This is a genomic window from Novosphingobium sp. BF6 (assembly GCF_058273105.1).
In genome coordinates, this window is sequence record NZ_CM177775.1 from 1,012,615 (window position 1) to 1,033,803 (window position 21,189).

The 21,189-nt window shown below is 65.4% G+C and carries 18 protein-coding genes and 1 riboswitch; of the genes, 10 read left to right on the forward strand and 8 right to left on the reverse strand.

Annotated features, from left to right (window positions below):
* Positions 1–38: 38 nt before the first annotated feature.
* Positions 39–1,418 (reverse strand): glucose-6-phosphate dehydrogenase, encoded by a 1,380-nt coding sequence (zwf, locus tag AC4D6D_RS04975; RefSeq protein WP_491327205.1) that lies wholly within the window; start codon positions 1,416–1,418, stop codon positions 39–41.
* Between the two features lie 590 nt (positions 1,419–2,008).
* Between zwf and AC4D6D_RS04980 the strand changes: the two genes are divergently transcribed.
* On the forward strand, positions 2,009–3,007 hold the full coding sequence (locus AC4D6D_RS04980; protein WP_491326750.1) for a sensor histidine kinase: 999 nt from the start codon (positions 2,009–2,011) through the stop codon (positions 3,005–3,007).
* A gap of 23 nt (positions 3,008–3,030) precedes the next feature.
* Here AC4D6D_RS04980 and AC4D6D_RS04985 read toward each other — a convergent pair whose 3' ends face one another.
* Positions 3,031–4,458, reverse strand: coding sequence for an OprO/OprP family phosphate-selective porin (locus AC4D6D_RS04985; protein WP_491326751.1), 1,428 nt, complete (start codon positions 4,456–4,458; stop codon positions 3,031–3,033).
* 625 nt (positions 4,459–5,083) lie between these two features.
* Between AC4D6D_RS04985 and AC4D6D_RS04990 the strand changes: the two genes are divergently transcribed.
* The 6 genes from AC4D6D_RS04990 to phoB are packed head-to-tail and all read left to right on the forward strand — an operon-like array spanning position 5,084 to position 10,642.
* Positions 5,084–6,127 carry a substrate-binding domain-containing protein gene (locus tag AC4D6D_RS04990; protein WP_491326752.1) on the forward strand — a complete coding sequence of 348 codons (1,044 nt, stop codon included), beginning with the start codon at positions 5,084–5,086 and terminating at the stop codon, positions 6,125–6,127.
* A gap of 37 nt (positions 6,128–6,164) precedes the next feature.
* Positions 6,165–7,538, forward strand: a complete 1,374-nt coding sequence (pstC, locus tag AC4D6D_RS04995) for a phosphate ABC transporter permease subunit PstC (RefSeq protein ID WP_491326753.1) — start codon at positions 6,165–6,167, stop codon at positions 7,536–7,538.
* The gene (pstA, locus tag AC4D6D_RS05000; RefSeq protein ID WP_491326754.1) at positions 7,531–8,448 is read left to right on the forward strand and encodes a phosphate ABC transporter permease PstA; all 918 of its coding nucleotides are present in this window, start codon (positions 7,531–7,533) and stop codon (positions 8,446–8,448) included. The genes pstC and pstA overlap by 8 nt, the downstream gene beginning before the upstream one ends.
* 4 nt (positions 8,449–8,452) lie before the next feature.
* Complete coding sequence (gene pstB / locus AC4D6D_RS05005) at positions 8,453–9,214, forward strand: phosphate ABC transporter ATP-binding protein PstB (RefSeq protein ID WP_491326755.1); 762 nt, start codon at positions 8,453–8,455, stop codon at positions 9,212–9,214.
* A 49-nt stretch (positions 9,215–9,263) separates the two neighbouring features.
* Positions 9,264–9,959, forward strand: a complete 696-nt coding sequence (phoU, locus tag AC4D6D_RS05010) for a phosphate signaling complex protein PhoU (RefSeq protein WP_147218534.1) — start codon at positions 9,264–9,266, stop codon at positions 9,957–9,959.
* The gene (phoB, locus tag AC4D6D_RS05015) at positions 9,956–10,642 is read left to right on the forward strand and encodes a phosphate regulon transcriptional regulator PhoB (protein WP_147218536.1); all 687 of its coding nucleotides are present in this window, start codon (positions 9,956–9,958) and stop codon (positions 10,640–10,642) included. Before phoU ends, phoB begins: the two co-directional genes overlap by 4 nt.
* Positions 10,643–10,697: 55 nt before the next feature.
* Here phoB and AC4D6D_RS05020 read toward each other — a convergent pair whose 3' ends face one another.
* Complete coding sequence (locus tag AC4D6D_RS05020; protein ID WP_491326756.1) at positions 10,698–11,177, reverse strand: outer membrane protein; 480 nt, start codon at positions 11,175–11,177, stop codon at positions 10,698–10,700.
* A gap of 161 nt (positions 11,178–11,338) precedes the next feature.
* Here AC4D6D_RS05020 and AC4D6D_RS05025 point away from each other — a divergent pair, with 161 nt between their 5' ends.
* Positions 11,339–12,139, forward strand: a complete 801-nt coding sequence (locus AC4D6D_RS05025) for an IclR family transcriptional regulator (protein ID WP_491326757.1) — start codon at positions 11,339–11,341, stop codon at positions 12,137–12,139.
* 16 nt (positions 12,140–12,155) lie between these two features.
* On the opposite strand, the gene AC4D6D_RS05030 is transcribed toward AC4D6D_RS05025, so the two are convergent.
* A complete protein-coding gene (locus tag AC4D6D_RS05030; protein ID WP_491326758.1) occupies positions 12,156–13,226 on the reverse strand; it encodes a glycosyltransferase family 4 protein in 1,071 nt (356 codons plus the stop codon).
* Entirely contained in the window at positions 13,223–14,143 is a 921-nt protein-coding gene (locus AC4D6D_RS05035; protein ID WP_491326759.1) for a UDP-2,3-diacylglucosamine diphosphatase, read from the reverse strand. Before AC4D6D_RS05035 ends, AC4D6D_RS05030 begins: the two co-directional genes overlap by 4 nt.
* Before the next feature lie 234 nt (positions 14,144–14,377).
* Between AC4D6D_RS05035 and AC4D6D_RS05040 the strand changes: the two genes are divergently transcribed.
* Positions 14,378–15,052, forward strand: coding sequence for a response regulator transcription factor (locus AC4D6D_RS05040; RefSeq protein WP_334184121.1), 675 nt, complete (start codon positions 14,378–14,380; stop codon positions 15,050–15,052).
* Between the two features lie 91 nt (positions 15,053–15,143).
* Positions 15,144–15,395: a GIY-YIG nuclease family protein gene (locus AC4D6D_RS05045; RefSeq protein WP_491326760.1), complete on the forward strand. Its 252-nt coding sequence runs from the start codon at positions 15,144–15,146 to the stop codon at positions 15,393–15,395.
* A 318-nt stretch (positions 15,396–15,713) separates the two neighbouring features.
* Here the strand turns inward: AC4D6D_RS05045 and AC4D6D_RS05050 are convergent, their stop codons facing one another.
* From AC4D6D_RS05050 to AC4D6D_RS05060, 3 genes are all read right to left on the reverse strand, one after another.
* Entirely contained in the window at positions 15,714–16,289 is a 576-nt protein-coding gene (locus AC4D6D_RS05050) for a TMEM165/GDT1 family protein (RefSeq protein WP_491326761.1), read from the reverse strand.
* A 59-nt stretch (positions 16,290–16,348) separates the two neighbouring features.
* Positions 16,349–16,510: riboswitch (yybP-ykoY riboswitch) on the reverse strand.
* A gap of 109 nt (positions 16,511–16,619) precedes the next feature.
* Complete coding sequence (locus tag AC4D6D_RS05055) at positions 16,620–19,322, reverse strand: TonB-dependent receptor domain-containing protein (RefSeq protein ID WP_491326762.1); 2,703 nt, start codon at positions 19,320–19,322, stop codon at positions 16,620–16,622.
* 124 nt (positions 19,323–19,446) lie between these two features.
* Positions 19,447–21,066 (reverse strand): beta-helix domain-containing protein, encoded by a 1,620-nt coding sequence (locus AC4D6D_RS05060; protein WP_491326763.1) that lies wholly within the window; start codon positions 21,064–21,066, stop codon positions 19,447–19,449.
* Positions 21,067–21,189: the final 123 nt, after the last annotated feature.

The window sequence follows — 21,189 nt, forward strand, 5'->3', positions numbered from 1 at the left end:
ATAGGGTGCGTGTCAGGTTCATGCCCGCGCCGGCCTGCTTATTCGTGCCACGTGACGCCGTCGCGCTCGGCGAGGGCGATGGCGGCAGAGGGACCCCAGCTTCCGGCGGTGTAGGTCTTCGGCTCCTGCGCCTGTTCCTCCCACTCGGCCCGGATCGCGTCGATCCAGTCCCACTGCGCTTCCACTTCGTCGCGGCGGACGAACAGCGTCTGCTCGCCCTCGATCAGGTCCAGCAGCAGGCGTTCGTAGGCGATGCGGCGCTGCGGACCGGCGAAAGCGTCGGGCATGGCGATGTCGAGCGGGATCGAGCGCAGGCCGAAGCCGTTGCGGTCCAGCCCCGGCACCTTGGCCATGAGCGAAAGGGTGATGTTCTCGCTCGGCTGGATGCCGATGACGAGGCGGTTGGGCACCGTGCGGGCGCCGCGACCGTGGAAGATCGAGTGCGGCACGTCGCGGAACTGGACGACGATCTCGGTCGTGCGCCTGGGCAGGCGCTTGCCGGTGCGGAGGTAGAAGGGCACGCCCTGCCAGCGCCAGTTGTCGATATGCGCCTTGATCGCAACGAACGTCTCGGTGTTGGAATCCTTGCCGAGTTCGTCGTCGTAGCCCGGCACCGCCTGGCCGCCGATGGCCCCGGCGCGGTACTGGCCCGTCACCGTCTCGTTGGCGGCGACCTTGCGCAGGCTGCGCAGGATCTTCACCTTCTCGTCGCGCACGCTGGTGGCGTCGTAGCTGACCGGCGGCTCCATCGCGACGAGCGCGAGCAGCTGGAGCATGTGGTTCTGCACCATGTCCCGCAGCGCGCCCGAATCGTCGTAATAGGCGACGCGCGATTCGAGGCCCACGGTCTCGGCCACGGTGATCTGCACATGGTCGATATGCGCCGCGTTCCACAGCGGTTCGAACATCAGGTTGGCAAAGCGCAGCGCCAGCAGGTTCTGGACGGTTTCCTTGCCCAGATAGTGATCGATGCGATAGATCCGGTCTTCCGGGAAGGCGCGGGCGACGGCGTCGTTGATGACCTTGCTGGAGGCAAGATCCACGCCGAGCGGCTTTTCCAAGCCGATGCGGACGTTATCGCCTGCAAGGCCGCTGGCCTGGAGGCCGCGAATGGTCGGCTCGAACAGGCTGGGCGCGGTGGAGAGGAAGATCGACAGGCCGTCCTTCGGCTCGCCCACTTTGGCCGCCAGCGCGTTGAAGCCTTCCATCTGGTTGGCGTCGAGCGTCTGGTACGACAGGCGGTTGAGGAAGCGGGCCATGCCGCCGCGCCGTTCGGCGGGCAGGAACTGTTCGAGCGAGGCGCGTGCGAAATTGCGGAACTCGGCATCGTCATGCTCGGAGCGGGCGGTTCCGACGATCTCGATCTTGGGATCGAGCAGGCCTTCGGCATCCAGCGCGCAGAGCGAGGGGAGGAGCATGCGGCGCGAAAGATCGCCGGTGGCGCCGAACAGGAGCAGGCGGTCGGACGTGAATGGGGCCGAAATCGAATTGGTCACTGGGCGCAGTCCACCTTCTGGGGGTTATCCACCTATATGGTCATTTTCCGCCGGGGATCGGCGGGCTCCTCCTCCTGTGCACCCCTGTCATGAGCCCCGCGAGGAATAGATACCTCTTCGCGGTTGCAGCATGACACGAACTGCGTGGGTCGTGCTAGGCGAGAGTGCGCGAAACCTCAACCTCGTTTGCACGGATTGAACGGGAGAAGTGCCTGCATACGTATTTAAAGATTGTTTGAAAAATGCCCGAAAGGCATTTTCTTGCGGCACCGGCCCACGCCCCCACCCGACCTCCCAACGATAGTACCCTATGGGAGGTCGGGTGGGGGCGTGGGCCGGTGCCGCCAAAATCCGCCTGCGGCGGATTTTCAAACGGGCTCTTTAGAACCGTAGAGAATGCGATTTTCCGCAAGTTCGTTGCGGCGGCGTCTTTGTCCTGTCGTCAGGTGAAGGCATGGAGAACGATCAGCATCCCGGAAAATGGATGCGATGAAGGATAGAAGGCGAAGATCATGGCCGGAGACGGCGTCCACCTCCTCGAACATCTCCAGACTCCCGCGATGATGGTCTCGCGCGGGCAGGTGCGCTTCGCCAACGGCGCGGCGCGGGCGCTGCTGGGCGCGCATATCGTCGGCCAGGACGTGCGCATCGCCATCCGTGAGCCGCGCGCCGTCGCCGCGATCCTCAGCGATGAGGGCGGGATCGCCCGCGTCACCGGGCTGTCGACCGGCGGCAGCGTTTGGGAAGTCGATTGCCGGGTGGTCTCGCCGACCGACCGGCTGGTCAGTCTCTACGACCTGTCGGAGCGGGTCAGCGTCGCGAAATCGCATGCCGATTTCGTCGCCAATGCCAGCCACGAACTGCGCACGCCGCTGGCCAACGTGCTCGGCTATGTCGAGACCCTGCACAACCCCAAGGCGGGCGGTGACGAGAGCGTGCGCACGCGCTTCCTCGACACGATCCGGCATGAGGCGCAGCGGATGCAGGCGCTGATTTCCGACCTCATGTCGCTTTCGCGCATCGAGGCCGTGAAGCACGAAGTGCCCTCCGAGCGGGTCGAGATGGTGGCGCTGGCGCGGGAAATCGCGGGCGAGGCGCGCGGCGACGCGCAGATCGAGGTCCAGTCCAACAGCGCCCAGGCGGTGGTGACCGGCGATCGCGGCCAGCTGGCGCAAGTGCTGCGCAACCTCATCGACAACTCGCTGAAGTATGGCAAGCAGGGCGGGCCGGTGGATGTCAGTCTGGAATCGACGCCGACCGGCTGGGTCTTGGTGACGGTGCGCGACCACGGCGAGGGCATCGCGCCGGAACACCTGCCGCGCGTGACCGAGCGCTTCTACCGCGCCGACACCAGCCGCAGCCGCATGGTCGGCGGCACCGGGCTGGGGCTGTCGATCGTCAAGCACATCGTCGAGCGGCACCGGGGCCGTTTCGATATCGACAGTCGGCCCGGGCAGGGCACCACCGCCTCGCTAATGCTGCCGCTGCGCAAGGAAGAGGCGGCGGGCTGAGGGAGGGCGCGTTTCGCGCGCCCTCAGAAGTCCAGCTCGAAACGCGTGCCCACCACCTGAGCGCTGTAGTCGGTCTTGCCCGAGGGCAGGGCCTTGGCGCCGGTGTAGTCCATCAGTGCATAGTTCACGTTGAAGCGCAGGTTCTGGATCGGCTCCCACACGAGCGCGGCGATATAGCCGTTCTGGGTGCCGCCGCGAATGTCGCGGTCGTTTAGGTCCAGCCAGTCGTAGCGCAAGGTGAAGAGCAGCGAGCCCATGCCGCCCTCGCCCATCGGATGGGCAGGCTTCTCGACGCGGAAGATGCCTTCCTTGTAGCCGCGATGGTCGCCCTTGGTGAGGAAGATGCCGGTTTCGGCATAGGCACCCTGGAAGGTGACGGTGGAGGCATCGACCCGGTTGGCGGTGAGCGCGTGGTATTCCGCCGCCGCATGCCAGCGGCCGCGAATGGCGGCGAACTCGACGCCGTAGTGATCCTCCTCCGACACGTTCATCACCGGCGTGCCGATCAAGCGGGTATTGGTCGAATGGACGTAGGGGCGCTGGCGATAGCGGGTGTCGCTTTCCGCGAGGCGGCCGAGGCGGCGCCAGTGGGCCGAACCGCCGAAGTGAAGCTGGAGATCGCCGAGCTTCGGGGCGAAGACGAGGCGCCCGTCGAGGCCGTAGCTGTTGTTCTCGTCGCCGCCGTCCACGCCGTCGCTGTCGTTGGCGAGGGCGCCGATATCGTCGGTGAACACGCCCGCCTGCGCCAGCCACGGTCCCTTGCCGTACTGGAAGGCGAGGCCAAGGCGGCGCTCGAAGTTGAAGGCATCGGTGAAGGCGGCGCGCTCCATCACGCTGCCGCTGGTGTCGCCGGTGAGTTCGTCGAGCGACTGGAACGAGTTCTGGTTGCCCAGCCGGACCTGCCACGGGCCGTTATGGTAGCCGACGTAAGTATCGACGAGATCGACCGCGTTGTCGGAGAGTTCGAGTTCCAGCTTGTAGTCGAACCCGGCGCCCAGCGCGCCTTCAGCACCGAGGCGGATACGGCGCATCTCGTTCGAGAAGCCGAGGCCTTTGTCGTTCAGGCTGCCCGGACCCTTCACGTAGTTGGCGTCGGCCTGGATGCGGCCCTTGACCTTGAACAGGCGGTCGCCCTGCGCGAATTGCGGGCTGCCTTTCCACTCGATGCCGGTCTCGTCCTTGGCCTTCGGCTTGGTGGCGGGAGCGGCGGTCCCGGCGGCAAGGGCGGGCGTTCCGGCCGGGGCGGCGTTCTGCGTCGAGGCGGCAGCCGCAGCCGCATCCGCATCCGGAGCGGCGGCGTTGAGCCGGGCTTCCATCGCCTCCATCTGCGCCTTCATCGTGCGGATTTGCGCGCGCAGGGCCTCCGCTTCCTCAGCCGAGATGGCCTGGGCCTGGGCGGCGGAGGCGGAAAGAACGACGGCGACGGTTGCACAGGCCATGACGAGACGCATTCGGGCATTCTCCAGCGCGCGGCACCGATATGCCGATCGCGTCGAGGGCCGACTATTGCCGTCCAATGACACTTTGATGACTAATGTGACTGCCGATGTGACAAATATGACGACGGGCATGCGCGCATCGGCGGGGCGTTTACGGCCCGGATCGGGGCGCGTGGATCGCTCGCAGCGGGCGCGGCGGGGCTGGCTATGAGGGCACGTGTTCCTGGCGGCCATGCGTAAGCCTTTCTGACATCACGGAAACGGCCATGGCGCTGAGCCGGACGTCTGCGCGGCATCGAAGGGACGTGCTCCCGCCACGACGACGGGAAGCACAGTCCGGCAGACCCGCAGATGCTTTTTTAAGGCGCGACATGCGGGTATCTGTTCGCGACAGAATGCAGACGTAATGTTGCTGTCAGAAGACTCGTCGAATGGAGACGGGGAATCGCCGCGCGCGATTCGCTATTGTCGTATCATCGTCATACTTTCGCACCGCGAGGCCCTTTGCGTCAGGGGCGGGCATCGCCGAAATCCCAGCATTTGCGCGGGTTGGCGAGTTATGTCACTTCATTGTCATGGAAGTGTCATCCTACCCCAATAGGGGCGTCGCAGAGAGAAAACCCAAGGGGTTAAAACCATGCGTTCGACCAAGACCATCATCTTTGCTGCCGTATCCGTCCTCGCTCTGAGCGCCTGCGGCGGCTCGGGCGGTTCGAGCGCGGGTTCGCGCGATTTCGTGCGGGCCGTCGGCTCCTCCACCGTCTATCCCTTCGCCACCGCCGTCGCCGAGCAGACCGCGAAGGCGGGCGGCAAGTCGCCCGTCATCGAATCGACCGGCACGGGCGCGGGCATGAAGCTGTTCTGCGCGGGCGTCGGCGCCCAGCACCCGGACATCGAGGATGCCTCGCGCCGGATGAAGAAGTCCGAATACGACGAGTGCGTGAAGAACGGCGTGACCGAGATCGTCGAGATCCAGGTGGGCATCGACGGTATCGCCTTCGCCGAGGGCAAGAACGGCCCCAACATGAAGCTGACGCCGCTCGACATCTACAAGGCGCTGGCCGCCAATCCCTTCGGCAAGCCCAACACCGCCAAGACCTGGAAGGACGTCAACCCGTCGCTCCCGGCCGAACCGATTCTCGTCTACGGCCCGCCCTCGACTTCGGGCACGCGCGACGCGCTGAAGGAACTGATCCTTGAAGCCGGTTGCAAGACCGACGCCGCCACCAAGGCGCTGAAGGACAGCGACAAGGACAAGTACGAGGCGATCTGCCACGATATCCGCGAGGACGGCCCCTATGTGGACGCCGGCGAGAACGACAACCTGATCGTCCAGAAGATCTCGCAGAACCCCAAGGCGATCGGCATCTTCGGCTACTCGTTCCTCGAATCGAACGCGGGCACGATCAAGGGCATCCCGATGTCCGGCATCGCGCCGACTTACGCCTCGATCTCGGACTTCTCGTACCCCGGCGCCCGCCCGCTCTACATCTACGTGAAGAAGCAGCACCTCGCGCCGATCAAGGGCCTCCAGGCCTATGTCGCCGAATGGGCCAAGTCGTGGGGTCCGGACGGATATCTCAAGGCCAAGGGCATGGTCATCTCGCCCGATGACGTCCGCGCCAAGAGCGCCGACATCGTCGCCAAGATGACCCCGCTCGATCCCTCGGTTCTGAAGTAAGCCCCCGAGGGGGCAGGGACGCGAAGGGCGGCCATACATGATTCTTACCGGAGTTCTTCTGGCCGTCCTCGGCCTCGGTCTCGTCGGCTGGTTTGCCGCACGGGGCCGGGCCCGGCTGCTCCATACCGGCCGCGGCACGATGCATTCGATGCCGGGCTATCACGCCTGGCACGTCGCGCTGTGGATCGTCTTCCCGGCACTGATCGCCTGGGGCGCGTGGCAGGCGGCGATGCCGGGTCTCGTCGACGGGGCGGTCATGGCCGACCCCGTGGCGGCGCAGCTTCCCGCCGACGCCATGAGCCGCGCGGCCATCCTCGCCGAAGCCAAGACCATTGCCGAGACCCCCGACGCGGTCGCCTTCAACCCGCTGGCGAACACGCTGGCCGGCCCGGTGCGCGATGCCCATGGCCGCTTCGGTCTGATCGGCGCGCTGCTGGTGGCGGTCGTGGGACTCGCGGGCGGCGGCTGGGCCTTCACCCGCATCCGCGCGAACTACCCGGCGCGCACCCGCGTCGAGCGCGGCGTGCTGGGCCTGCTGCTGGCCGCCTCGCTGATGGCGATCCTGACAACCTTCGGCATCGTCGCCTCGCTGCTGTTCGAGGCGGGGATGTTCTTCAAGGACGTCTCGCCGATCGATTTCCTGCTCGGCACCCACTGGTCGCCCGGCTCGGCGCGCGGCGATAATCTGGGCGAGAGCTTCGGCGCGGTGCCGCTGTTCTGGGGCACGATCTACATCGGCGCGATCATCGCCATGATCGTGGCGATCCCGCTCGGCCTGATGAGCGCGGTCTACCTCACCCAATATGCCACGCCGACGATCCGCAAGTGGCTGAAGCCGATGCTGGAGATCCTCGCGGGCATTCCCACGGTGGTCTACGGCTACTTCGCCGCCCTGACCGTGGCGCCGATCTTCCGTGACTTCGCCGCCTCGCTCGGCATGGCCAATCCCTCGACCGAGAGCGCGCTGGCCGCCGGTGTCGTCATGGGCGTGATGATCATTCCCTTCGTCTCCTCGATGGCCGACGACGCGCTGGCCGCCGTGCCTCGCGCGATGAGCGACGGTTCGCTGGCGCTGGGTGCCACCAAGTCGGAGACCATCAAGAAGGTCCTGCTGCCCGCCGCGCTGCCCGGCATCGTCGCGGGCGTGATGCTGGCGATCAGCCGCGCCATCGGCGAGACCATGATCGTGGTCATGGCCGCCGGCGCTGCCGCCAACCTTTCGGCGAATCCCTTCGCCTCGATGACTACCGTCACCTATCAGATCGTCCAGATGCTGACCGGCGACCAGGAGTTCAACAGCCCCAAGACGCTCTCCGCCTTCGCGCTGGGTCTGGTGCTGTTCATCGTCACCCTCATCCTCAACATCATCGCCCTTCGCGTGGTGAAGCGCTTCCGGGAAGCTTATGAGTAACGCATCTCTCAGTAATGCGCGCGCAGGGCACGCACGGTGGCAAACGCCGGAGGCCCTGCGCCGGATTTCCCGCCGCAACGCCGCCGAACGCCGCTTCAAGCTGATCGGCCTCGGCGCGATCGTCCTCAGCCTCGCCTTCCTGGCGCTGCTGCTGGTCATCATGCTGAAGAACGGCCTCTCCGGGCTGGACTGGTCTTTCCTGACCGGCTCGGACTCGACCGATCCCGACCTCGCGGGCGTCTGGGGCGCGACCAAGGGCTCGCTGCTGACGATGCTCGTCACCCTGCTGCTCTCGTTCCCGATGGGCGTGCTGGCGGCGATCTACCTTGAGGAGTTCGCTCCCAAGGCGCGCTGGATCGAATGGGTCGAAGTCTCGATCAACAACCTTGCCGCAGTGCCCTCGATCATCTTCGGCCTGCTCGGCCTGGCGGTGTTCATCAATACGCTCGGCATGCCGCGCAGCTCGCCGCTGGTCGGCGGGTTGACGCTGGCGCTGATGACGATGCCGGTCATCGTCATCTCGGGCCGCAATGCGATCAAGGCAGTGCCGCCCTCGATCCGCGACGCCGCGCTGGCGATCGGCGCGAGCAAGATGCAGACCGTGTTCCACCACGTCCTGCCGCTCGCGCTGCCGGGCATCCTCACCGGCACGATCATCGGCATGGCCCGCGCGCTGGGCGAGACCGCGCCGCTGCTGATGATCGGCATGCGCGCCTTCGTCGTCACTCCGCCGGGCGGGATCACCGACCCGTCGAGCGTGCTGCCGATGCAGATCTTCCTGTGGTCCGACGAGATCAATTCCGGTTTCGTGCAGAACACTTCCGCCGCCATCATCGTGCTGCTGGTCTTCCTGCTGGCGATGAACGGCCTTGCAATCTACCTTCGAAACAAGTTCGAAGTGCGCTGGTAGGACTATGACAAACGCCAAACTAACCGCCCGCAACGTCGACGTTTTCTACGGCGCGAAGAAGGCCATCAACGATGTCTCGATCGAGATCGACAACGGCATCGTCACCGCCTTCATCGGCCCGTCGGGCTGCGGCAAGTCGACCTTCCTGCGGTCGCTGAACCGCATGAACGACACGATCGCCGACGCCCGCGTCGCCGGCGAAATCCTGCTCGACGGCGAGAACATCTACTCGCCCGACATGGATCCGGTGGCCTTGCGCGCCCGCGTCGGCATGGTGTTCCAGAAGCCGAACCCGTTCCCCAAGTCGATCTACGAGAACATCGCCTATGGCCCGCGCATCCACGGCCTGGCGCCGTCGAAGGCGGACATGGACGGGATCATCGAAAGCTCGCTGACCAAGGCGGGCCTGTGGGATGAAGTGAAGGATCGCCTGAACGAGCCCGGCACCGCACTGTCGGGCGGCCAGCAGCAGCGCCTGTGCATCGCCCGCGCCATTGCCGTCAGCCCCGAAGTCATCCTGATGGACGAGCCGTGCTCCGCGCTCGACCCGATCGCCACCGCGCGCATCGAGGAACTGATCGACGAGCTGAAGGAAAGCTTCGCCATCGTCATCGTCACCCACTCGATGCAGCAGGCCGCGCGCGTCTCGCAGCGCACCGCCTTCTTCCACCTCGGCAACCTGGTGGAATACGGCGACACCAGCCAGATCTTCACCACCCCGCGCGAGGAAAAGACCAAGGACTATATCACCGGCCGCTACGGATGATCCGTAGGCAGAAGGTGCTATAGAACAGGGAAATTCAGGGAAGACACAAATGGTCGATCATACAGTCAAGGCCTTCGACAGCGAGATCGGGCAGCTTCGCGGCCTCGTCGCCGAAATGGGCGGTCTCGCCGAAGTGGCGATCCGCGACGCCATCGTCGCGCTGACCCAGCATGACGAGGAACTCGCCGCGCAAGTGGTGGCCGCCGATGCGCGTCTCGATGCGCTGGAAGCCGAAGTGGACCGCCTTGCGGTCCGCACCATCGCCCTGCGCGCGCCGATGGCCGACGATCTGCGCGACGTGATCGCCGCGCTCAAGATTTCCGGCGTGATCGAGCGCATCGGCGACTATGCGAAGAACATCGCCAAGCGCGTCAATGCCCTCGAAAACCGGCTCAAGATCGAGCCGCTCGAACTCGTGCCGATGATGGCCGAGATCGCGGAAGGCATGGTGCGCGACGTGCTCAACGCCTATGGTTCGCGCGATGCCGCGCTGGCGCAGGAAGTGATCCGCCGCGACGAGAAGCTGGACCAGTTCTACAACACGCTGTTCCGTTCGCTGTTGACCCATATGATGGAGAACCCGGCGACGATCTCCAGCGCGGCGCAGCTGCTGTTCATCGCCCGCAATCTCGAACGCATCGGCGACCACGCCACCAATGTCGCGGAAATGGTCTACTATGCGGCGACCGGCGAATACCATGCCGAGCGCGACAGCCAGACCGACGATACGAGGAACCTGCCGTGAACCCATCCGTCCTCGTCGTCGAAGACGACCGCGCGCTCTGCGAACTGCTGACCTGGAACCTCAGCGCCGAAGGCTACAACGTGCGCAGCACCAGCGACGGCGAGGAAGCCCTGCTGATGGTGCAGGAGCAGGCGCCCGACGCCATCATTCTCGACTGGATGATCGAGCATGTCCCCGGCATCGAAGTCTGCCGCCAGCTCCGCAAGGACAAGGACACGGCGCAGATTCCGATCCTGATGTTGACGGCACGCGGCGAGGAGGAGGACCGCATCCGCGGCCTCAAGACCGGCGCCGACGACTATGTGACGAAGCCGTTCTCCCCGCGCGAACTGCTGGCCCGCATCGAGGCGCTGCTGCGCCGTGCGCGGCCTTCGCTGGCGGGCAACGTGCTCCAGTGGGGCGATATCGAGCTGGACGCCACCAGCCACCGCGTCCGCCGTTCGGGCGAGGCGCTGCACCTCGGCCCTACCGAGTTCCGCCTGCTGCGCTATTTCATGGAGCGCCCGAACCGCGTGGTCTCGCGCCAGCAGATCCTCGACGGGGTCTGGGGCATGGACTCCGACATCGACGAGCGCACCGTGGACGTCCACATCCGGCGCCTGCGCAAGGCGATCAACCGCGACGGCGACACCGACCCCATCCGCACCGTCCGCGCGGCGGGCTATGCGATGGATGTAACCTGATCGGACCGGACCGGGGAAGGCGATCGACCGCCTTCCCCGGCCGCACCTCATATCTTCAGAACTTGTAGCCGAGGCCGACCGCGACGATATCGGAGTCCGGTTCGCCGTTGCTGACCAGAACGTGCTTGTACTCCAGCTTGGCGTAGACGTTCTCGTTGAGGTCCTGCTCCCAGCCGGTGCTGAGGCCGACCGCGTCGCTGCACTCGCGGCAATCCTTCGACTGCCAGTTCGCGGCGGCGTAAAGCTTGGCGCCCGGCAGCACGCGTGCGCCCGCACGGCCACCCAAGCCCCAGACGACACGCGTATCGTCCGCCAGCACCTTTTCCGCGATGCCTTCCACGCCCACGAAGAAACGCTCGTTCAGATCGACGTCGTGACCGACCGTCACGGCGGCGACGGCGTTGGTCTCGCGGTGGTTCCAGATCACGCCGCCGGTGCCTTCGATATAGGTTTCGTCGGCCAATGCGGGCGTCGCGGCGGAAACGAGAGCGGCGGAAGCCAGAACTACGGGCAGCAGGGTGGGAAGGTAACGCATGGTTTTCCTCGGGTGGGACGATGGCGCCGCCATAGGCCTCGCGATTGTGATATAACATTGCCGATACTTGGCTGAAGATTGCAGTTTTCCGAACCGGGCTTCCGGCGGAGCACTTCCTTGCCTATGCCCGGTTCATGGATGAGGCAGGCTTGAGTAGGGCGATGGATCAGGAGACGACGGTTCAGGAAAGCGGGGCGCGCGCGGCGGCGCCGCAGTCGGTGACAAGGGTGATCCGACTGCTGGAAGCGCTCTGCACGAGCGGCGAACCGCTCTCGCTGGCCGATCTCAGCCGCCGTCTCGCCACACCCAAGAGCAGCCTTGCGGCGCTGCTGCGCGGTCTGGCCGAGGAAGACTTCGTGATCGGGTCGGAAGGCGTATGGCGGCTCGGCCCCGGCGCATTCGGGCTGGGCAGCGCCCTGACGCAGGCACGGCGGCGCCTGCAAAGCTCGGACCTGATCCGCGACGGCATGCGCCGCCTCTGCACGGCGACGGGGGAGACCGTGCTCTTCGCGGTCGGAGATGCCGAAGGCGATCAGCTGACCTATGTGGACATGGTCGAGAGCCGCAATGTCGTGCGCTATTCGGTCAGCGTCGGCGACCGGCGGCCGCTCTATGCCACCGCCGGCGGCCGGGCGCTGCTGGCGGCTTCACCGCCGGAAGCGGCGGAGAGCTACTTGCGCTGCCTGAAAGCGCAGGCTTTCACCCCGGCGACGCTGGTCGATCGCCAGTCCCTGGCGGCCGCCGTTGCCGCCGCGCGCGATCGGGGCGTGGCCCAGACCGTCGATCAGGCCGCCGAAGGCGTGACCGGCACCGCGGCGACGATCCGCGATGCCGCCGGTCTGGTGCTGGGCGCACTGGTGGTCGCGGCCCCCAGTTCCCGCGCGCAGGGCAGGCTGGAAGCACTGGCCGAACTGGTCCGCCAGGAAGCTGCCGACACCTCCCGCAGCCTGGGTTTTCGCTAGATCAGGTGGCGCTAGATCAGGCGGCGGCGCGGGCCGGGCGTTCGCAGGCTTCCAGTGCCATCCCGATCGTCGTCAGGAACTGGTCGGTGGCGCGCTGCCAGGAAAAGCGGGCGCCGAGCCGCCCCGCATCCTCGCGCCGCACGGCAAGCGCCGCGGCGATGGCGCGTTCGAGCACCCGGTCCACCGCGCCCGCCGGAGCGTCCAGCCCTTCCTCAACCCCGCACCCGTCGGGGCCGAGAATGTCGATGGGACCCGTCACCGGATAGGCCGCGACCGGAGTGCCGCAGGCCAGTGCCTCGATCACGACGAGGCCGAACGTGTCGGTGAGGCTGGGGAACACGAAGCAGTCGGCGGCGCGATAGGCGCTGGCGAGCTCCTCGCCGGAGAGCGCGCCGAGGAACAGCACTTCCGGATAGCGTCGCTTCAGGCCTTCCAGCGCGGGGCCGTCGCCGACGACGACCTTGCTGCCCGGCACCTTGGCGTCGAGGAAGGCTTCGAGGTTCTTCTCCGGCGCCACCCGACCGACGTTGAGCAGCACCGGGCCGGGCAGGGCAGCCATCGCCGGATGACGCGGGCCTTCGGGCCTGAACTGGGCATGGTCGATACCCCGGCTCCAGCGGCGGGTATGGGCGATGCCGCGCCCGGCGAGTTCCTCCGCAAGGCTGTCGGTGGAGACCAGCACGGCCTGGCTCGGGGCATGGAAACGCTGCATGATCGGCCAGAAGCGCTCGGCGCTGAGGCCGGTGCGCACGGCGGCATATTCGGGAAAGCGCGTGTGGAAGGCCGAGGTGAAGGGCACCCCGCGCGAGAGGCACCAGCCGCGCGCGGCCCAGCCGATGGGGCCTTCGGTGGCGATATGGACGATCTCCGGCCGTGCCTTGTCGAGCATCCGCCGCACCCCGAAGCGCGGCGCCATGGCCAGCCGGATCGAGGCATAGCCCGGCATCGGCACGGTAAAGAAGCGGTCGGGGGTGAGCGTTTCCACCTCGTGCCCGCGCCGGGTCAGCTCGTCGAGCGTGGCCGAGAGCGAGCGGACGACACCGTTCACCTGGGGCAGCCAGGCGTCGGTCGCCAGGGTAAGCCTCACTCCGCAGGCTCTCTTTGGGCTGCCTCGGCGTGATGGGCAGGAACCCCTTCCGCCGTATGGCCGCCGGTTTCCGCGATCCAGTCGATGATCGCGATATGACCCTGAAGGTCCTCGACCAGCGCGGTGCAGCTCTCCACCCAGTCGCCGTCGTTGTAGTAGGTGATGCCGCCGAACTGGCGGATCTCGGCGCAGTGGATATGGCCGCAGACGACCCCGTCGTAGCCGCGCGAGATGGCCTCGTTGGCAACGGCCTCCTCGTAGCTGCACACGTACTGGACGGCGTTCTTGACCTTCTTCTTCATATAGGCCGAGAGCGACCAGTAGGGCATCTTCAGCTTGCGCCGCACCGCGTTGAACACGATGTTGGCCCGCAGCAGCGCGCCGTAGGCCTTGTCGCCGAGGAAGGCGAGCCACCTGGCGTAGAGCACGACCCCGTCGAAGGCATCGCCGTGCGTCACCAGCAGGCGGCGGCCGTCGAGCGTCTCGTGCACCGCTTCCAGCACCAGTTCAACGCCGCCGAAAGTCAGCCCGGCATAGTCGCGCAGCATCTCGTCATGGTTGCCCGCCACGAAGACCACGCGGGTGCCCCGGTGCGCCATCTTGAGGATGCGGCGGATCACTTCGTTGTGGGCGTCGGGCCAGTACCAGCCCTTGCGCAGGCGCCAGCCGTCGACGATGTCGCCGACGAGATAGAGCGTCTTGCATTCCACCGAGCGCAGGAAATCCACCAGCATCTCGGCATTGCAGCCGCGCGTGCCGAGGTGGACGTCGGAAATCCAGATCGTCTCGTACTTGCGCTTGGGGCGGAAGCCCTTGGGGTCGGGCAAGTCGAGCCAGGCGGGAATGTTGGTCCCGGCAAATCCGGCGTGATTACCGCCGGTGGTCCGTTCGAGAAGGGTGTCCACGTCTTTACGCATCGTTGCGCCCCCGTTCCAGTTATGGCCCGTTCCAGTTTCCCGGAGAATCGCATTTTCGCGTTGCGCGCCCGTGACGGTTGCGGGTCACTTCGATGACAGGAGGGGATGGAATTGAAGCGGTTTTTCTTTGCGCGATCTTTTCACCCGCAAGTCATCGATATGTCACTTGTTCGTCACACTGGCGCGGCAAGTAGCCGCGCGTAGGCCCGATCATGGGCAATCGCGCAGGGGGCCATGCGACGTATCGATATCCTGCTGGCTAGCGAGCTTTCCGGCGGCCTTGCGGCCTTCCGGCACGACGATTTCGACGTGGTGCTCCATCGCTGGACCGACTTTGCCGAACTGCCGCTGATCGAAGGCGCGCTCTGGGTCTTCATCGACTGGGTGCTGCCCGAGATGTCCGGTCTCGAACTCTGCCGTCGCCTGCGCGCCGACAGCCTGACCAGCCATGCCCATGTCACGATCGTTCTCGAAGAGGACAATATCGACGACCGCAAGCGGGCGCTGCGCATGGGCGCGGACGATTACATGGTCGGCCCGCTGACCCGCTCGGCCCTACTGGACCGGGTGCTCGGCGCCAATATCAGCGAGCAGGACGTCGCCAACGGCCGTCTTCTGGCTCAGGGCGACCTCTCGGTGGATGTTGCCGCGTTCCAGGCGCGCTGGCAGGGACGGCCGATCTCGCTGATGCCGAACGAGCTGCGCCTGCTGCGCTATTTCATCGAGCATCCGGGCCGAGTCTTCACCCGCACCCAGCTGATCGCGGCGCTCGGCAAGCAGGAACCGGCGGTGGACGAGCGCACCGTGGACGTCTGGATCGGCCGTCTGCGCCGCGCGCTCAAGGGCGTGGGCGCGGGCAACCCGCTCCGCACCGTGCGCTCGCTGGGCTACGTGTTCGACGCGATCTGAGCGGGCGCCGTTCAGGCTTGCCGCGTTTTAACCCAACCCCGCTCAGGCTGAGCTTGTCGAAGCCCGCCCGCAACGCCAGACTTTCAACCCGATGGCGTTCCACGCCTACATCCTGCGTTGCCGCGACGGGACGTACTACGTCGGCCATACCGATGACCTCGAACGTCGTATTGTCGAGCACCAGAGCGGGGCTCTCCTAGGTTACACGTCCCGGCGTCTGCCCGTGATCTTCCGGTGGGCACAGGATTTCCAGACCCGCGATGAGGCCTTTGCGATAGAACGCAAACTCAAGGGCTGGAGCCGTGCCAAGAAGGAAGCGATGATGGCCGGGGATTGCTGGTAAGCGAATTGGTCCACAGGGTTACGCCGCGGGGGGCTTCGACAGGCTCAGCCTGAGCGGGTGGAGAGGGTGGCCATGGGGTGGCGGTTGCTCCGCTTTAGCGGATGATATGGCTGCTAAGCAGGCGAATCCGGAAAGAGCGCTTTTCCGTTTTCCTACACACCCGCAGTACGGATAAATCCGCTCCCATGACCGCGCCCATCCGCCCATCCGCTTCGCACAGACGTCCGCGTGGTCCCGACCGCAAGGTGACACTTTTTTTCCTCTCAGGACCGTGTCAACTGTGTCAACCTGAGTGTCACCTTGCGGGCGGTGTCCGGGTCAGCCCAGCCAGCCTGCGGTCTGGGCAAGCAGCCAGAGGCCGATCACCAGGAACAGCAGTGCGGCGACGGTGCGGACTACGCTGAGCGGCACGCGCTTGATGAGTTCGTTGCCGAGGAAAACGGCGGGTACGTTGGCGAGCATCATGCCGATGGTAGTGCCCGCCATGACCGGGAGCACGCTCTGGAAGCGGGCGCCCAGCGCGATCGTGGCGAGCTGCGTCTTGTCGCCCATCTCGACCAGGAAGAAGGCGATGGCGGTGGCGACGAAGGGACCGAAGCGGCTGGGCTTGGGCTCGTCGTCCTCGTCGAACTTGTCGGGGATCAGAGTCCAGGCGGCCATGGCGATGAAGCTGGCGGCGATGAGGTAGCGGAACCACAGGCCGTCGAGGAAGGCCGAGGCCTGCTCGCCCACCAGCGCGGCGAGGAAGTGGTTGGCGAGCGTCGCCACGAAGATGCCGCCGACGATCGGCCAGGGCCGCTTGAAGCGGGTGGCGAGGACGATGGCAAGGAGCTGGGTCTTGTCGCCGATCTCGGCGAGCGCCACCACGGCAGTGGAGGTGAGCAGGGCTTCCAAATGAATTCTCCGGGGCCGGGCGACAGACAAGACAATAGCGCGGCAGAACCCGCCCGGCCGGACGGAACTGCAACGCCATTGGTCTCGCCCGGACGGTCTTTTCCGTCCTCCTGTGCGCCATGGTCTCTCGACCAAGTATGTTGACGACAGGTCCTGCTGGTCTTCCCGGACGAACCGGCCGGAAAGGGGGCGCAGGCGGCTACTCCCCAGATGACCCGGCGCCTTTAGCGCGGACGGGACGGGATGGCAAAGACAAAAAAAGGCCGGTCGCATCGCTGCGACCGGCCGTGAGTTGCCGTCGGGAGGGCAGGCGCCTCCCTGGTGAGATCGTCAGAACTTGGCCGTTGCGGAGAGCGAGAAGACGCGGCCAAGGTCGTACGTGTTGAACTCGATACGGCCGTCTTCCAGCTTCTGGTATTCCTCGTGCTTGCGTGCCGTGAGATTGCGGCCTTCGAACTTCAGCTCGATCTGCTTGTCGCCGCCCAGTTCGATGCCCTGTCGGATCACGAGGTCGAGCGTGAAGCCGGGATTCTCGATGACGTCCGGCTGGCGGGTGACGCCGATAAAGCCGCGGCTGACCGCCCGCGTGCTGGCGTAGTTGAGCAGCAGCGTCTGCTGCGAAAGGTGCTCCTTGTCCTCCAGGCCGATCTGCACGTTGGCGAGGTGCTTCGATTGACCGGTCAGCGGCGCGCCGTCCTGGAAGTAGTCGCTGGCGCGCTGCGTGGTGCTGGCGCCGTAGATCTGGACGGTGTCCGTGTCCTTCACGTTCAGCTCGGATTTGGTGAAGGTATAATTGGCCGAGAGCAGCAGGCGGCGCGTGTCGAAGAACGAGCCCATGCTGTCGAGCGGGACATACTTCACGGCTTCGATCTCGGCGCCGTAGAGGTCGGCGGCGGGAGCGTTGGCGTAAGAGGTGATGAACGCCTCGGTGCCGGTCAGGTACGATTCGATCGGATTCTTCAGGTGCTTGAAGAAGGCGCCGATCGAGAAGCGCTGTTCAGGGGCGAAGTAGTATTCAAAGCGCGCTTCCGCGTTGTAGAGCTGGCTGTCCTGAAGCAGCGGGTTGCCTTGATACGTGCGGTTGCTGTCCGGATCGTAGAAGGCTTGGTAGACCAGCTCGCGGAACTGCGGGCGGGCGATGGTCTTCGATCCGTTGACGCGCACCTGCATGCCGGGCTCGATCTCATACGTGAGGGTGAGCGCCGGCAGGAAGTATTCGTTTTCCAGGCTCGTAGCGGTCTGGGCCGCGCCGCCGACCGGCAGCAGCACCGACGATTCCTTGGCATATTCCCAGCGGGTGCCGAGGTCGAAGGTCAGGCCCGGCGCCAGCTCGCCTTCGACCTTGCCGTAGAAAGCATGGTTGAGCAGGCGCGATTCGAAGTTGCCAATGTTATAGGTGAGGTCGCGGAGTTCCAGATTGTAGTTCGGGCCGGCCTGGTTGAGATACCACATCCCCGGCTGCAGGAGCACGTCGGGACGCAACAGGCCCAGGCTCTGGATCAGCGTCGAGTCACCCGAAGCGTAGACGCCGAACTGGCGATATTCGTTGCTGCGGCTGTTGATCTGATAGGCATAGCCCACCGTACCGGTCCAGCCCGGTGCGAAGCGGTGCGAGACGTCGGCGCTGGCCGACCACACGTCCTCGTCCAGCTTGGAGAAGCTGATGGTCGTCGGATTGACCGACCCGGTGCCCAACGTATTCACGAAGTTGCTGCCGTAGACGCCGGGTCCATTGGTGCGGACGTATTCGGCATCGATCTCGAACGGCGCGTCGCGCTTCGAATTGGCGTAGCCGGCGCGGATATCGATCTCGGTATCGTCGGCCGGCTTCAGTTCGGCGGCGAACTGGGTATTGATCAGCTGCCGCTCGTACCACGCGGTCTTCTGCTTCATGAAGTCCGCAGTGGTGGCGCCGTTGCGCTGGCCCAGCTTGAGGCTGGTGAACTTGTCGGTGTCGTGGATGTAGACGTTGGTCCAGCGGGCCTTGTTGGCCCCCCATTCAAGCCCAAGGCCGAACAGGCCGTTGGTGATGATGCGGTTGCTGGTCTGCACCGCCTTGAAGTTCTCGTAGAGCTGATCGGGCTGCGCGCTCGAACCCTGGGCCAGCTGCTGCACCGCATCGCGGGTGCGGGTGGTGTTCGAATAACCGGCCGAAGCGATTACGCCCAGCGTGGCGCCGCCGAGATCGAACGAGGTGCCGCCGTTGACTTGCGCCGAGAAGTTCGGCTGCGTCTTGTTTTCTTTCTGCACCACCGAATTGCGGCTGGTGAACAGCACGGAGCCGATTTCCTTGGCCTGTTCGCTCGTCGAGACCAGCGGGACATTGCCCTTGAGATACGACTTGAGCGATGCTGGAATATCGCGATTGCCGTTGTCGTAGCCGGTCCAGTCGGTTTTGCTGCCGTAATAGGTGTAGCTGAGCTTGTTGGTGCTTTCCGTATCCCAGCCGATGCCGCCGCCGATTTCGAGATAGCTCTCGGCCGGGACGGCCTTGGTGGTGAGGTTGATAACGCCGCCGCCGAACTCGCCGGGGAAGTTGGCCGAATAGCTCTTCTGCACGAGCGAGGAGGCGATGATGCTGGTCGGGAACAGGTCCATCGGGACGACGCGCTTGAGCGGTTCGGGGCTGGGCAGGGGCGAGCCGTTGAGCAGGGCCAGCGAATAGCGATCGCCGAGGCCGCGCACGTAGACGTAGCCGTTGCCGACCACCGAAAGACCGGTCACGCGGCTGAGTGCGCCGGCGATATCGCCTTCACCCGTGCGCTCGATTTCCTCGTTCGAGAGGACCGAGACGACCTGGGGCGAAGTGCGCACGATGTTGCGGTTGCGATTGCCGGTAACGATGATCGCGCCGCCGGGGATCGAAACGTCGGGAGCGGCGGCTTCCGTGTCGTCCGCTTCGGCAGCGGACTGGTCGTCGGGTGCGGGGGCGCTCTCGCCCGAAGTGGCAGTGCTGTCCTGCGCCCAAGCCGCTGCCGGCGAGAGGAGCGAGGTGGAAAGCAGCAGCAGAGAAAGAAGCCGCGGCTTGGTCATGGTGAGTCCCCCTGGAACACGGAAAGGTCGTTCTTGCGTGGTGAGGCGCCGCAACACGGGCGTCTCGGTCGCGACAAGAGGGGGCGGCGCGATGGCCGCCCCCTCGATGTCACGGGCGGCCGGATCAGGTGGTCGGCAGCGTGGTGCAGGCGGCGTTCGAACCGAAGTTCGCGGTCGCGTTGTCGCAGGTCCAGCCGCGATACCAGGTATCTGAGGCGTCCTTCACCGCGCCGATGTAGGAAACCTGGTCGAAGAAGTTGGAGATCGAGGCGATGGTGGCATAACCGGGCACGCCGCTCTCGTTTCCGCCGTTGACGAAAGTGCTCGTCAGCGTGGACGTGAAGGTGGCGTTGTTGTTGTTGCTGCCCGATCCGAACTGGCTGGCTGTAGCGGCGGCGTTATAGCTGCCCGAGCCGAGGAAGGGGTCGTTGGCGGCGCAGGTCAGAACCGTCGAAAACGCCTTGAGCGTGGCCGGGGCCGAACCGTTGGTGCTGCTGCCATTGAGGCGGATGCACTGGTTGGTAGGGGTGCTGATGACGTTGTTGACCAGCGTCACGTCCGAGTTGCCGCGGATCAGGATCGCAGCCAGGTCGTTGGCTTCGTTGTTGGTCGTGCTCAGCGCCGGCTGATAGGCGGTGAAGTTGGCGATATTGATTACCGAACGCGGCGCGTTGTCTTCATTGCCGTTCGAATCGAATTCGTAGAAGGCGTCGCCGTTGCCGCTGCGCTGCAGGATCAGACCGTACTGGAAATTGGCCACAACGCCGGTGTCGAGGTCAAGGCTGTCATCGTCGGCATTGACGGCGATGTAGTGCTTGAAATTGACGGCGCCGCCGAAGAACTCGGAGCCATCGTCGGAACTGTTGACCGACTGGAAATATTCAAGGGTGGTGCCGGTGCCGAGGCCGCCGCCGGTCAGGGACTGAAGTTCCTTATCCTTGGCTAGCGAGTAACCCGAATATCGGATCTGGACGTACTTCATGGTGCCGGCGTTGTAGGTGTTCTCGCTGCCGCCGAAACGGGCGAGAGTGGCCGATCCTTCGGTATCGCGTTCGCAGTTGCCGCCGGTAGTCGTGCCGGCATTGCAGTCCGTCACGATACCGCGGCCGAGCAGCACAACGCCGCCCCACTGGCCCTGGTCAGTGTCGGTGGCGGCACCGACAACGTTGGCTCGGCTGGTGAAGATGATCGGCTTCGCGACGGTGCCAACAGCGTTGATCTTGTTGCCACGGTTGACAACAAGCCAGGCTGGCTCTGCACCGTTTTCACCGTAGATAATGACGCCGGGATCGATCGTCAGGGTGACGTCGGTGTCTTTGGTCAGCGTCGGGGTTTTGCAGCTTACGGTCAAGGTCGAGGACGTGATCGGTGCCGCAGTAGTTGGTGTTTTAAAGCCGCCGTCACAGCCAACGTCGACGCGTCCATTCATGCGATAGATGACGCCAGCGACTTTTGGGAGACTGGAGCTCTTGTCCACGTTGGCGGGCAGGGTGCAGACGCGCCAAGTGCCCTGCGCGGTCGGCAGAACGCCGCTGTCCGTGAGGCCATCGGTGGCGTCGATAGTGGGGCAACTGGCTGCCGCGACCACAGTGCCGGGCGTAGGGGTCGGTGCTGGAGTCGGAGCCGGCGTCGGTGCCGGGACGTTGACGCCGCCGGCACCCGGCGAAGCGATGTCGTCGGCGCCGCAGCCGGCGAGAGCGAGAGCACTGCAACCGATCAGTAGCGCGCCATGAATGGTCTTCACGTGAATTCCCCCGTTGTCAGGTCGAGCCGAGGCGGAGAGTCCGCCGTCGCTGAACGCGGGGTCTAGGATGACGTGGTGACAGTTTGTTGGCGTTATCGTGACACTAATCTGCGGATATACGAC